6 protein-coding genes are annotated in these 14,086 nt (G+C 69.8%); all 6 read left to right on the top strand.

Annotated features, from left to right (window positions below; all coding sequences use genetic code 11):
• Nucleotides 1–23: 23 nt before the first annotated feature.
• On the top strand, nt 24–230 hold the full coding sequence (locus tag ACFHWT_RS17460) for an MbtH family protein (RefSeq protein ID WP_416595708.1): 207 nt from the start codon (nt 24–26) through the stop codon (nt 228–230).
• 131 nt (nt 231–361) lie between these two features.
• Nucleotides 362–3,820, top strand: a complete 3,459-nt coding sequence (locus tag ACFHWT_RS17455; protein ID WP_416595706.1) for a non-ribosomal peptide synthetase — start codon at nt 362–364, stop codon at nt 3,818–3,820.
• Nucleotides 3,810–5,105: an LLM class flavin-dependent oxidoreductase gene (locus ACFHWT_RS17450; protein WP_416595704.1), complete on the top strand. Its 1,296-nt coding sequence runs from the start codon at nt 3,810–3,812 to the stop codon at nt 5,103–5,105. The genes ACFHWT_RS17455 and ACFHWT_RS17450 overlap by 11 nt, the downstream gene beginning before the upstream one ends.
• Nucleotides 5,098–6,864 carry a fatty acyl-AMP ligase gene (locus ACFHWT_RS17445; protein ID WP_416595703.1) on the top strand — a complete coding sequence of 589 codons (1,767 nt, stop codon included), beginning with the start codon at nt 5,098–5,100 and terminating at the stop codon, nt 6,862–6,864. Before ACFHWT_RS17450 ends, ACFHWT_RS17445 begins: the two co-directional genes overlap by 8 nt.
• Complete coding sequence (locus tag ACFHWT_RS17440) at nt 6,839–12,427, top strand: SDR family NAD(P)-dependent oxidoreductase (protein ID WP_416595702.1); 5,589 nt, start codon at nt 6,839–6,841, stop codon at nt 12,425–12,427. The genes ACFHWT_RS17445 and ACFHWT_RS17440 overlap by 26 nt, the downstream gene beginning before the upstream one ends.
• A gap of 93 nt (nt 12,428–12,520) precedes the next feature.
• The gene (locus ACFHWT_RS17435) at nt 12,521–13,945 is read left to right on the top strand and encodes an APC family permease (RefSeq protein ID WP_416595701.1); all 1,425 of its coding nucleotides are present in this window, start codon (nt 12,521–12,523) and stop codon (nt 13,943–13,945) included.
• Nucleotides 13,946–14,086: the final 141 nt, after the last annotated feature.

Here is a 14,086-nt window from a genome sequence, read left to right as displayed (position 1 = left end):
ACCACCCCACGGATGGGAGCGAGATGAACACCGACACCGAGTCGACGGCGTACGCCGTCGTCGTCAACGATGAGGAGCAGTACTCGATCTGGTGGGCTGACCGGCAGCCGCCCGCCGGATGGCGGCAGACCGGATTCCAGGGTAGCCGCGCAGACTGCCTGGCGCACGTTGACGAGGTGTGGACCGACATGCGGCCACGTTCGCTGCGGGAACGCATGGTCACGGCCTGACCGGTCTGGTGGCCGTCGCCGGCTCGCGGCGGCCACCGCCTCCGGACGACCGCAGACGATCCGCCGGTGCCGAGCGGCGGACCGAACAGGCGACTTTCGCCGTTACCGACAACACCTGACGGAGGCTGTTGATGAGCGTCCCCGAATCGGAGGAGGGGCTGTCCCCGGCGAAGGCCGCGCTGCTTCGTCGCTGGCGGGCCGGCGGGCAGTTGCCTGACGCGCATGCCTCCGAGGAACAGCGGGCCATGGGCCACGAGGACCCGCTGGTGTCCGACCCGGTACACATGACGGCGACCGGACCGGTGCCGCTGACCCCGGCGCAACGCCGACTGTGGTTCCTGGAGCAGCTGCGCCCCGGATCCGCCGCCTTCAACCTGAGCTACTGCCTGATTCTCGACCGCAAGATCGAGCTGGCGGCGCTTAACGACGCACTGTCCGGGCTGGCCCGGCGTCACGACATCCTCCGCGCTGTGATCGAGGTCGAGGATGGTGAGCCGCGACAGGTCCTGAAGGATGGGGCACGTCCTCGGCTCGCCGTCGTCGTGGTCGACGCCGCCTCGGACGCTCACGGCCGCGCCGAACTCGTCCGGCGGGCCCAGGCGGCGGCCGACGAACCCATCGACCTGACCACCGGGCCGCTGGCCAAGTTGATCGTCTACCGGATGCCCGACCGTGACGCGCTGCTGCTGGTCGTGCATCACCTGATCGCCGACGGCTGGGCGCTGACGGTAGCCCTGCGCGATCTCGGTGAGCTGTACGCGTCCCGGGTCGCCGGCCGGCCAGCGGATCAGCTCGTCCCACTACCGACGCGCTTTGCCGACGTCGTCGTCCCGCAGCCGGACGACGACGATCCCGACGTCGTCGAGGACCAGAACTACTGGCGGTCCCAGCTAGCCGGGCTTCGTCCGGTCGAACTGCCCGCCGACCGGCCCCGACCGCCCGAGTTCAGCTACGCCGGCGACTGGCGCCCAGTCGAGTTCGATACCGCGCTCGATGCCGCAGTGCGTGAGTTCGCCCGGTCGAACAACGCCACCCCGTACATGGTGTTGCTGGCCGCGTTGAAGGTGATGATCAGCGTGACGACCGGCCAGGACGACGTCGTGGTCGGGGGTGCCGTCGCCGGGCGGGACCTGCCGCAGACCCGTGATCTGATCGGCAACTTCACCAACACCGTCGCCTTCCGCGGCACTGTCCCGGCGCGGGGTACGTTCCGCGATTTCCTTGCCCAGGTCCGGACCACCACCCTGGCCGGACTGGCGCACCAGCGGCTCCCCTTCGACCAGGTGGTCGAACAACTCGACCTGCCGCGTAGCGCGGCACACGCCGGGCCGCTACCGGTGCTCTTCGTTCTGCAGCCGGGCACACCGCTCACCGGCTTTGCCGGGCTGCCGGCAGAGCCCGTCGAACTCGGTTGGCGTACCGCCCGCGCCGATCTCGAACTGCACCTTCGGGAGCAGCCCCACCTGCACGGCGGTCTGGTCTTCCGGACGGATCTGTTCGACCCAGTGACCGGCGACCGACTCGCTGAGCGGTTCATCGCCACGGTGCGAGCCCTGTTGCATGAGCCGAAGCGGGCACTGGACTCGCTCGACCTACTCTCCGAACGCGAACGCGCCGAGTTGACCCGCTGGTCCGCCGGGCCGGTGCGACCCATCCCGGTGGCCACCGTCACTGACCTGGTCGACGAACAGCTGCGGCGAGATCCGGACGCGACGGCGGTGAGCACCGCCGCGACGACGCTGACGTACGCGGAGTTGGACGCGCGGGCGACGGTCCTGGCCCATCGGCTGATCGGGGTCGGTGTCACGGTGGCGGATCCGGTGGCGGTCTGCCTACCGCGCGGCGCCGAACTCGTGGTAGCCGCGTTGGCGGTGCTCCGCAGCGGCGGCTGCTACCTCCCGCTGGACCCGGCGCACAGCGAAGCACGCACCGCCGACGCCCTCCGCCGCGCCGGCGCACGGGTACTGATCTGCGATGACACCGCTCTGGCCGATCGGATCACCGGCGGCGACGGTGCGGTCGTCCGGTTGGCGTCGGCCCAGTCCACCCAGTCGGCCGCAGCGGGCGGTCCGGCGTCCGGGATACCGGCCGTCCACGAGGACAGCCCGGCGTACCTCATCTACACGTCCGGGTCGACGGGCGCACCCAAGGGCGTTGCCGTCAGCCACCGTGCGGCGGTGAACTTCCTCCTCTCACTGGCAGAGGAGCACCAGTTCGACACCGAGGTCGCCCTCGGCGCGGTTGCCTCCCCGGCGTTCGACGCCTCGTTCGCGGAGATCTTCGGCCCGCTGTCGGTGGGCGGGCGGGTCCACCTGGTCGACCAGACGGACACCACGGATGGGAAGGCCCTCGCCGCAGCGCTAGTCGGTGCTGGCGTGAACCGGCTGTCGGCCACCAGCACGGCCTGGCAACTTCTGCGCCGTACGGCGGCCGATCTCCACCTCGACGCGATGGTCGGCGGCGAGCGGGTCGGCGACGACCTGGCCGAGCACCTGATCGCCACCCAGCGTCGGGCATGGACCCAGTACGGGCCGACCGAGGCAGCTGTCTGGGCCACCGTCGCCGAGTTGCGCCCCGGCGAACCGGTGGCACTGGGTCGGCCGATCCGGAACGTGCGTTGCTACCTGGTTGACGAACAGCTGCGCCAGGTGCCGGTCGGCGCTGCCGGCGAGTTGTGCATCGCCGGCTCCGGGGTCGCCCAGGGGTATACCGGCCAGCCGGGACTGACTGCCGACCGGTTCGTGCCGGACCCGTTCAGCGACCGGCCAGGGCAACGGATGTACCGCACCGGCGACTACGCCCGCTACCGGCCGGACGGCACCCTGCAGTTCCTGGGCCGGCGTGACGAGCAGGTCAAACTGCGTGGATACCGCATCGAACTGGGGGACGTGGCGGCGGCCTGTGCCGGGCACCCGGCGGTCGCTGAATGCGCGGTCGACATGCGTGACGACCCGGGCGTACCCGATGGGCAGATCCTCGTCGTGTACCTGGTGCCCCGGCCGGATGCCGCCGAGTCGGGCGACGCCCTGGCCTCTGCGGTCCGTCAGCGCGCTCGCGAGCTGCTTCCGTCCTACATGGTACCGGAGCGGTTCGTCGTACTCGCCGGGTTGCCCCGGACCGCGACCGGCAAGCTGGATCGCGCGGCACTGGCCGACCCCGGCCCTGCCGCACGATCCGCCGGGGTGCCCTTCCAGGCGCCGCGGACTCCACTGGAAGCCGAGATCGCCCAGGTTGTCGAGGAGTTCCTACAGGTCACCGAGGTCGGTGTGTACGACGACTTCTTCGAACTGGGCGGTAACTCCGTGCGCGCCGCGCAGCTCGTGGTCCGGCTGTCCGACCGCTACGGGGTGGAGCTGGTGCTGCAGAAGCTCTTCGCGTCGCCCACGGTGGATCATCTGGCGACCCTGATCCAGCAAGGGCTGGATCGCCGCCAACAGCTGACCGACGAACAGGAGGGCGTGCGTCGCCTGGTCGGCGACATGCCGGCTGACAAGATCGATGCGCTGCTGGCCAGCCTGCTCACCGAACGTGCGGCGTCGCGTCCTGAGCCGCGGGGAGAGGAAGACAATGCAGTTCGGCATGTTCTTTGAACTCCAGCTGCCCCGACCGTGGCGGCCAGACAGCGAACAGGAGCTGATTGGCAACGCGCTCACCTGGGCGGAACTGGGTGAGCAGGCGGGCATCGACTACGCCTGGGCACAGGAGCACCACTTCCTGGAGGAGTACTCCCACTCGACCGCACCCGAAGTGTTCCTCGCTGCGGTCAGCCAGCGCACTACCCGGATGAGGCTTGGCCACGGAATCACCCTGATGGCGCCCGCGTACAACCACCCAGCCCGGGTGGCCGAGCGGATCAGCATGCTCGACCTGGTCAGCGGCGGCCGGGTGGAGTGGGGCACCGGGGAGTCCAGTTCCCGGCTGGAGTTGGAAGGCTTCCGGGTCAACTACATCGAGAAGCGGGCAATGTGGGCCGAGGGGGTGCGCGAGGCCGCCCGGATGATGTCCGCCACTCCGTACCCGGGCCATCAGGGCAAGTACTTCACCATGCCAGCTCGTAACGTGGTGCCCAAACCGGTGCAGCGGCCGCATCCGCCGATCTGGGTGGCGTGCACCAACCGGGACACGCTGAAGATGGCTGCCCGACTGGGGCTCGGCGCGTTGACCTTCTCCTTCATGGACGCTGGCGAGGCCCGTTTCTGGGTGAATGAGTACTACGAGACGTTCCGTCGGGAATGCGCCCCGATCGGGCAGACCGTCAACCCGAATGTCGCCATGCTGGCCGGCGTGATGTGTCACCGTGATGCCGAGGTGGCTCGCGCCCGTGGCCTCGAGGGGCAGCAGTTCTTCAAGTGGGCGTTGGCCCACTACTACCGGTTCGGAGCGCACATACCCGGCCAGACGAATCTGTGGGAGGAGTTCCAGCGGGCCGAGCCGGAGCCGATGGCTGGTCTGGGCGGGGTGAACGACCCGGCCGGGGTCCGGGAACACTTCAGCCAGTTGGAGGCAGCCGGCGTCGATCAACTCATCCTGCTGCAACAGGGCGGGCGCTACGAGCACGAACACATCTGCGAGTCGCTGGACCTGCTCGGGCGTGAGGTGCTGCCGGAGTTCGCCGAGCGCCATGGGCAGCGTCGGGTACGCAAGGAGCGCGCGCTGGCTCCCTACATCGAGAAGGCACTGGCGGCGGTTACCCGGGTCGAGGACGTCGAACCGCCGGTGGTCGAGTCCTACCCTCGTCTGTGGGAGCGCGAAGGGGTCACCCGGCAAGAGGTCGGTACCCAGCGGGCTCTCGACGCGGCGTCACTGTGGCGTCTGCACGTCGGCGGTACCGGTACCGGCTCGGGCACCGTTGGCCGGGACGGCCGGGATGGCTGACTCGCTGGCCGAGCTGCTGGCCGAACGTGCTCTGGGGCAGGGCGACTACCTCGCGTACGGTTTCGTCACCGACGGCGAGACCGAGCAGCAGACCATCACGTACGGCCAGTTGGCGTCCGCAGCCCAGCAGGTAGCCGGGCATCTGTCCCGCCGAGTCTTCGCCGGCGGGAGGGTGGTGCTGGTCTTCGAAGCCGGACTGGACTTTCTGGTGGCGTTCTTTGGCTGTCAGCTCGCCGGGGTCGTCGCGGTGCCGGTCTATCCACCGTCACCCTCCCAGCCGCGGACCGGGATGGCGAACATCGCTCGCGTGGTCGCCGACTGCCGGGCCGAGCTGATCCTGACCAGCCCGGCGTGCCTGGGATTCGCTGCGGCCGCCGGCGGCGAGCCGCGCCTGAGCGGGGTGCCCTGGGTGTCGGTCAGCGAGGCATCCGGCGCGGGGGAGCCGTTCGTCGGTGGCCGGGTGCGGGGCGACTCGCTCGCCCTGTTGCAGTACACCTCCGGGTCGACCGGAGCACCAAAAGGGGTGCAGCTGCGGCACGAGCACCTGCTCGCCAACCTGGCGGCGATGGACTGGTTCGTGCGCCGCCCGACCGGCGGCACGGTTGTGTCGTGGCTGCCGATGTACCACGACATGGGCCTGATCGGCACCGTGCTGTACCCGCTGTACCGGGGCATGCCGGGCTACCTGATGTCCCCGTTGCACTTTCTCCAGCGGCCGTCGCGGTGGCTCCAGCTGATCAGCCGGGTGTCGGCGACGATCAGCGGCGGACCGAGCTTCGCCTACCAACTCTGCCTGCGCCGCGCCGTCGATCCGGCCGGCCTCGACCTGTCGAGCTGGGAGGTTGCGTTCAACGGTGCCGAGCCGGTCAATCCGGAGGTGCTGCGGTCGTTCGAGCGGACCTTCGCGCCGGCCGGTCTGCGACCGGGTACGGTCGTCGGCTGTTATGGCATGGCCGAGGCGTCGCTGTTGATCACCGGTGCCCGGCGGGACGACCCGCAGCGGTTGCTGCGGGTCGATTCTGGTGAGTTGGCCAGCGGCCGGGTGGTCGAGTGCCCGACACCCGACTCAGCCGGCCGTGAGCTGGTCAGTTGCGGGACGTTGCCGCCGGGCCACGACGTACGGGTGGTCGACCCGGACAGCGGCCGGGAACTGCCCGAGGGACGAGTTGGCGAAATCTGGTTCCACGGACCGAGCCTGAGTACCGGTTACTGGCGTCAGCCGCAGGAAACGGCGACGGCGTTCGGGCCCGGACCGCTCACCCCAGATGGTGTCGTCGGCCCGGCCCCCCGGTACCTACGCACCGGTGACCTCGGCTTTCGTCACGGCGGCCAACTCTACGTGACTGGCCGCCGCAAGGACCTGCTGATCGTGCGGGGGCGCAACGTCTATCCACAGGACATAGAGGAGACGGTCCAGCAGCTCGACGACCGGCTGCGCAATGGTGGCGGGGTCGCCGTGCCGGTGACCACACCATCGGGTGAAGGCGTCGAGGTGATTCAGGAGGCGACGAGCCGTGATCGTGAACAGCTGCGGCAGCTTGCCCTGACGGTGCGGACCGCAGTGCTGACGGACCACCAGGTGTCGCTGGTGGCGGTACATCTGGTCACGCCACGCAGTGTCCTGAAGACCTCCAGCGGCAAGCTCCGCCGGGCAGCGACTGCGGCTGCACTGCACGCGGGTGAGATGACCGTGTTGTACCAGGACCACGACCCCGGCGAGGAGGCGAGGGCGGATGAACGGGCCGTCGGAATCGGTTGAGGAGCTGGCGGATTGGTTGGTCGAGCGGATCGCCGCGCTGTCCGGCCGGTCGGTGTCACACATCGACAGGACGGCGACGTTCGCCGGCAACGGCCTGGACTCGGTACGGGTCGCAGAACTCGCCAGCCAGTTGCAGCAGCGATGGGCTCAGCCGATCGACCCGGCGGTGTTCTTCGAGTACCCAACTGTCGCGGATCTGGCCCGGGCGCTCGTCATGACCGTCGCGTCCGTCACCGGTCCCGGCCCGAGTGAATCCACCGGTCGGCCGGTCGCTCCGCGCGGCGGCGACCGGTCGGAGCCGGTGGCCGTGGTGGGGCTCGCCTGCCGGATGCCCGGTGCGCCGGACGCGGCGGCGTTCTGGGATCTGCTGGTGGACGGATCGGAGGCGATAGGCCCGGTGCCGGTCGCGCGATTCCGCGGCCTGCCTGGCGCCGACGACCCGGAGCTGTCCACGTTGTCTGGCGGGTTCCTGCCGGATGTGGCCGGGTTCGACGCCGCGTTCTTCGGCATCGGGCACGATGAGGCGCTACGCATGGATCCTCAGCAGCGGCTACTGCTGGAGGTCTGCTGGGAAGCCGTGGAAGACTCGGGGCAGCGGCCGGGCGACCTGCGCGGTTCCCGTACCGGGGTCTTCGTCGGCATCTCGACCAGCGACTACGCGTACCGGCAGTCGGCCGATCCGGGCCAGGCTACCCGGCATACCGCGACCGGCAGCGCATCGGCGGTCGCCGCGAACCGGATCTCCTACGCCTTCGACTGGCGGGGTCCCAGCCTCGCGGTCGACACCGCCTGCTCAGCGTCCCTGGTCAGCGTGCATCTCGCGGTCGGCGCGCTGCGCAGCGGAGAATGTGACCGGGCGGTCGTCGGGGGAGTGAATCTGATCCTCGGCCCCGGCCCGTCGCTGAGCCTGTTGCGAGCCGGGATGCTGTCTCCAGACGGTCGGTGCAAGCCGTTCTCGGCGGCGGCCGACGGGTACGGCCGGGGTGAGGGCTGTGGAGTACTGGTGCTCAAGCGGTTGTCCGACGCGCAGGCCGACGGCGACCGGATCTACGCACTGGTACGCGGTAGCGCTGTCAACCAGGATGGTGGTTCGAACGGTCTGACGGCTCCGAACCCGGGCGCCCAGCGGGCCGTCCTTCGCGCGGCGTACGCCGACGCCGGCCTACCCGCCGATGCAGCCGAGTACGTCGAGTGCCACGGCACAGGGACCCCACTCGGTGATCCCATTGAGGTCTCCGCACTGGCCCAGGCCCGCGGCGGCGACACTGCCAGGCCGGCGTTCATCGGTTCTGTCAAAGGCAACATCGGGCACCTGGAAGCGGCCGCCGGCGTCGCCGGTGTCATCAAGACCGTCCTCGCGCTGCACCACGGGATCGTCCCGCCGAGTCTGCACGCCGACGAACCGAATCCGCGGATTCCGTTCGATCGGCTGAACCTGACGGTGGCCGCCACGGCGCGCCCCTGGCCCGCCAGCTCGGGCTCCGCCGACCCGGTCACCGACCCGTCGGCGGCGGCACCGGGCAGGTGCGCGGGAGTCAGCGGCTTCGGATTCGGCGGCACCAACGCCCACCTGGTACTGACCGGTGCGCCCGGTGCGCCGGTGCCGTCGGCCCACAATGGCCTGGTCGTGGTGCCGCTCGCCGCGCGGAGCCGGTCGGGCCTGCTCCGGCTGGCCCGTGCCGCCGCCCGCCACGCCGCCACCAGCGCCGACCCGGTCGGGTTCGCCGCGACGATGGCCTGCCGGCGCGAGACCCGCCGTGCGCACCGCGCCGTGGCGGTGGCGGCAGACGGGCCCGCGCTCGCAGTGGAGCTGGCCGCACTGGCCGACCAGCTCGAGCACGCCGGGGCAACGGGGCCCGCCTCGGCTGGCCCGCCTGAGGTGAGCTTCGTCTTCTCGGGCCAGGGCAGTGCGCTGCCCACCGACGCCGTCGCCCTGATGCGGGCCGAACCGCTGTTCCGCTCGGTCGTCCGTCGATGTGACGACGCCGTCGCCGACCAGCTCGGCTGGTCGATCGAGGCGGTGCTCGCCGGGGAGGCGGAGGTGGATGTCACCGACACCTCGGTGGCACAGATCCTGATCGTCACGGTGCAGCTTGCGGTGGCCGAGCTGTGGCGCTCACTCGGCGTACGGCCGGCTGCGGTGGTCGGTCACAGCGTCGGTGAGATCTCCGCCGCTGTCGTCGCCGGAATACTGTCGCTCGACGCTGGGATGCGGCTGGTGGTTCTCCGGGGCACCAGCATGGCCCAGGCCGGTGGCGACGGTGATGGCGGGATGCTTGTCGTCGGTCTCGACGAGGAGTCGGCCCAGGACCGGTACGGCGGCCGGGTAGCCGTGGCGGCGGTGAACGCCCCCGACACCGTTGTGCTCTCCGGTACCTCGGGTGTGATCGACGACATCGCCGCCGAGCTGGACGAATCCGGGGTGTACACCCACCGCCTCGCGACTCGGTACGCCTTCCACAGCGGGCAGATGGCGTCGGCCGCCGCCGAGGTAGCGGCGGGCTGTGCCGATCTGGAGACCCGGCCGGCGTCGGTGCCGTTCTACTCGACGGTCACGGGCGGCCCGGTCAGTGCCGGGCAGCTCTGTGGTGCGCAGCACTGGGCGGCCAACGTGCGGGAGAGGGTGCGGTTCGCCGACGCGGTACGGCAGTTGACCGCCGACCACCCCGGAGTACTGCTGGAGATCGGTCCGGTGCCGTCGGTGCAGGGCGCGCTGCGACGATCGACAGCGGGAAGCGGTGCAACCGTCCTGTCATCGGCGAGTGGCGTGGCGCAGGCCCACTCGACGCTGCTACGTACCGCGGCCGATCTCTACCAGCTCGGCGTGCCGGTCGACTGGAACCACTGCTTTCCGACCCGTCGTCAGGTGGTGTCGACGCCGCCGCCGCCGTGGGACCACGAGCGGTTCTGGCTGGAGCCGGCGCCCCAGGTGACCTGGGCCGGGACCAGCGCGACGTTGCTCGGTGACCGGCTGGAGCTGGCTGACCTGGACAACGTTCGGGTCTGGCAACGGATCATCGGCCTCGCCTCGCTGCCGGCTCTGGCCGACCACCGCGTCGGTGCTGCGGCGATCTTTCCAGCGGCCGGCTATCTCGTACAGTTCGCGGCCGCCGCTGCGACGATGCCCGGTCAGTGGACGTTGACTGGGGTAGATTTCTTGAGCCCGTTGAATCTCGACGAGCCCGTCGTGGTGCAGTGTGGTCTGACTATCCGAGGGCCGGAACAGGCCACGGTCACCGTGCATGCCCGTCCGGCTGGTGCGGACGCAGCCGACTGGCAACGCTGCGCTAGCGCGCTCCTCGTGCCCGGCAAGCCCGCCCCCGCCGTGTCCAACCTCGCTGACGCTGTCGCGCGTTGCCCCACCGAGGTGTCGACCGCCCAGTTGTACGCCGAGCTGTCCCGCGGCGGGCTCAACTACGGTGACGGCTTCCGCGGGCTACGACAGGTGCACGCCGGGTATGACGAAGCGGTCGCGGAACTGACCGCGTCGGCTGACCCGGTGACCCACGGGGCGCGACTGGTGGACTCGGCGTTGCACGCGATCGCCGCGACGGGCCTGGCCCGTCAGGCCGCCGGTGGTACGCCGGCCGTTCCGGTCAGCGTGGACGAAGTCACCTTCTGGTCCGATCCGGCGACCGTCGCCAGGTGCCGGGTCGTGGTGCGTGAGGTCGACGGCGACCTGGTGGCCGATGTCGAGTTGGTGACCGGGGAGGGTGGCCCCGCCGGGCAGCTGCTCGGACTACGGCTGCGTCCGCTTGCCGTGCCGCGGCCGGCGGCGATCCCGCTGCACCACTACCAGCTGCACTGGCGGGTGCAGCCGGTCACCCCGCAACCGCGAGCCGAGGCCCGTTGGCTGGTACTGCACCCGACACTCGGCTGCGGGCTGCGGGTCGCCCACCAGCTCGCCGAGGCCGCTGGGCCGACAGTGACGTTGTGTCCGGTGCCGGCTGACGCGGACCCGGAGCGGATCGCCGATCTGCTCACTGAGCTGGACTTCCAGCCAACTGGCATCATCCATCTGCCCAGCGAGTCGGGCGAGGCCGACGGTGGGATCGACGCCGACATGGTCAGCGGTGTCGTGGAGTCCGCGCTGAACCTGCTACGTGCGGTCGCGCTCCGGCCCGCGCGGGTGATGCCCCGCACCATCTTCGTGACCTGGGGCTCCCAGTCACTGCCCGGGCGACCGGTGAGCGACCCGTTCGGTGCCATGGTGTGGGGTGCGATGCGTACCGTGCCGCTGGAGCATCCGTTGCTCGACGTGGCCTGCGTCGATCTCGACCCGGACGGCGATCCGGTGTCGGCGCTGCGCGCTGAACTCACCGCGCCCGGGACCGACATGGAGATCGGGTACGCCGGTGCCGAACGGTTCGTCCGTCGGATCGTGCCGGTTGCGGCTGCCCACTACCGGCGGCTGGTGCCCGACCCCGAAGGGGTCTACCTGATCACCGGCGGCAGTGGTGGCCTCGGCGTTCAGGCCGCGATGCGGCTGGCGCAGCGCGGCGCCCGCCACCTGGTGCTGTTGTCGCGTACCGGTCGGGCAGAGGACCTGCCGGAGACGCTGCTCCAGCGTTGTCCGTATCTGCGGGTGGTCCGGGCCGACGTGGCTGACCGCGAGCAACTCGCGGCGGTGCTCGACTCCGTACGGGCGGACGGCAGGCCGTTGCGTGGCGTGATACACGCCGCCGGAGTGCTTCGCAACCAGGCGATGCTGGAGCTCACCGCGCAGGCGGTCCGCGACGTGCTCGTCCCGAAGGTGCTCGGCGGCTGGCACCTGCACCAGCTGACCCGCGACGATCCGCTCGATTGGTTCGTGCTCTTCGCCAGCGCGGCCGGGGTGCTCGGCTCCCCCGGTCAAGCGAACTACGCGGCGGCCAACAGTTTCCTTGACGCGCTCGCCCGGTATCGGAGCGCCGCCGGGAGCACCGCGGTGTCGGTGGACTGGGGACCATGGGCCGAGGTCGGCATGGCCAGCGACTGGGACCCGGGGCTCGATCGGGAATTGCGTACCGCGGCCACGGCGATTGCGCCACAGGTGGGGCTCGACGCCCTGGAGACCCTGGCGGTCGCCGATCAACCGCAGGTCGTGATGCTCCCCTTCGATCTGCGTGACCTGGTGCAATTCTATCCGTCGGACGTCGGCAGATCGTTCCTCGCCGAGGTGACCAACGCCGAGACGGACGCGCTGCGGTCGATCGGAGTAGGTTTCTCGGCCCGTCCCGAACTCAGCTCGCCGTACACGACGCCCCGCAACGGGATCGAGCAACGGATTGCCGCGATCTGGCAGAAGGCGATGGGCATCGAACCGATCGGGGTGTTGGACAACTTCTTCGAGCTTGGCGGCGACTCGGTGCTGGCCAACCAGATTCTCGTCGACACCAACCATGCGCTGGGTGTGCGGATACGACCGGACGGCGCATTCGGCGATTTCACGATCGCCAACCATGCGGTCCTGGCGGAAGCGGCGATGCTGGCCGCACTCGACGAAATGTCTGAGGACGAGGCTGCCCGCCTGCTCGGTGATGACCAGAGTCGGTCCGATGAGGAGAATCTGTCGGACTCCTGAGGGGAGCGGAACATGGTCGACCAGAAGCCCGGGACGGTGCCGCCCGGACCGCCCGGACCTGCGGGATTCGCCGGTCGAGCACCATCTGCGCAGTTGCGTGCCGACGCGGTGGGCGCCAGGGAGCTCATCTTCTTCGTCGTCTCCGCCGCAGCACCACTGACCGGAATGGCCGGGTTCGTCGCGCTGGCGTTCTACTTCAGTGGGGTCATCGTGCCGGCGGGCTACGTCATCGCGGGCGTGGTCTATGCGATCTTCGCGGTCGGCTTCACCGCGATGAGTCGGCACGTGCGTAACAGCGGGGCGTTCTACGCGTACATCACCGTCGGGCTGGGCCGGCGCCCCGGCGCCGGCGCCGCTTCGATGGCCTACGTGGCGTACGCCGTCGGCCAGGTGGGTTTCGTCGCCGCGTCAGGTGTCTTCGCCTCGCTGATGTTGGCGGAGGTCGCCGGCGTCTACGTGTCCTGGCAGCTCTGCGCGGTCGTGCTGACACTGGTCGTGGCGGCGCTGTCGTACTTGGAGGTTGGTGTCGGGGCCCGAATCCTGGCGGTGTTGTTGTTCGCCGAGCTGGGGGTGCTGTTCGTGATGGCGGCCGCGGTGCTGGCCCGCGGCGGCTATGAAGGGCTGTCGTTCGGCAGCTTCAACCCGGTGCACCTGGCGACACCGACAGTCGGCGTGCTGTTTGTCTTCACGTTCGTGATGTTCATCGGCTTCGAGCAGACCGCCGTCTACAGCGAGGAGGCCCGGGATCCTCGGCGTACCGTACCTCGCGCCACGTACGGGTCGATCCTGATCCTGGCGGGGGTCTTCACCCTCGTCTCATGGACGATCCTGATGGCGGCCGGGCCGAGCCGGCTGGAGAGCCTGCTCGCCGACGACCCGTCGACACTGATCTTCACCTTGAACACCGAGTACGTCGGTGCGGCAATGACTGCCGCAATGCAGGTGCTGATCGTCACCAGCTTCGTCGCCGGGGTGCTGGCGGTGCACAACGCCAGCACCCGCTACCTGTTCTCGATCGGCCGCGAAGGGCTCATCCCGCAGGTGTTCGCCCGTACCGACCGTCGAACCCGAACCCCGAGCGTCGCGGCCTATGTACACACCGCGTTCGTCGTCGGGGCGCTGGCGGTGTTCGGAGCGACCTCGCTGGACCCGTACACCCAGATCATTGTCTGGACCAACACCCCGACGCTGGTGGGCGTGATCGCGCTGGAGGTCCTCACCAGCATCGCGGTCATTCGTTACCTGGGTCGGAGCCAAAGCGGGGAGACGCTGTGGCAGCGGTTGATCGCCCCGAGCCTGGCCGTCGTGCTGCTCGGCGGCGCGCTGGTGCTGATCCTGGTGCAGCTGGAGCTGCTCACGGGACTGCCTCCGGTCGGAAACATGATCGTACTGAGCCCGTTGGTGGTTGGTTTCCTGGTGGGGTGGTGGCGAGCCGGATCGATGCGTCGCTCCGCCGATACAGGCAGCCGGCCGCAGCTGACTGGCGTCGACCCGGCAGACAGAGGGCGGAGCCAGTAGTGCTTTGTCATCATCGGAGATGGTCTCGGGGTCTTCTTCTTGGGGGAAGCGGGTCCTAGCGAAGATGCCCTCCTTGCTCCCACGGGCACGGCAAAGTCGGCCGGGTTGGTGTTTAGGCTGGTTGGAGCTGTAGGAGTTTGA

Source organism: Micromonospora sp. LOL_021 (assembly GCF_048060215.1).
Taxonomy (GTDB): domain Bacteria; phylum Actinomycetota; class Actinomycetes; order Mycobacteriales; family Micromonosporaceae; genus Micromonospora_E.
This window is presented reverse-complemented; position numbering and strand designations above follow the sequence as displayed.

Bases quoted from the DNA above. Each gene is read 5' to 3' on its own strand.
- ACFHWT_RS17440 (WP_416595702.1), top strand. From the start codon at position 6,839: ATGAACGGGCCGTCGGAATCGGTTGAGGAGCTGGCGGATTGGTTGGTC.
- ACFHWT_RS17450 (WP_416595704.1), top strand. From the start codon at position 3,810: ATGTTCTTTGAACTCCAGCTGCCCCGACCGTGGCGGCCAGACAGCGAA.
- ACFHWT_RS17460 (WP_416595708.1), top strand. From the start codon at position 24: ATGAACACCGACACCGAGTCGACGGCGTACGCCGTCGTCGTCAACGAT.
- ACFHWT_RS17455 (WP_416595706.1), top strand. From the start codon at position 362: ATGAGCGTCCCCGAATCGGAGGAGGGGCTGTCCCCGGCGAAGGCCGCG.
- ACFHWT_RS17445 (WP_416595703.1), top strand. From the start codon at position 5,098: ATGGCTGACTCGCTGGCCGAGCTGCTGGCCGAACGTGCTCTGGGGCAG.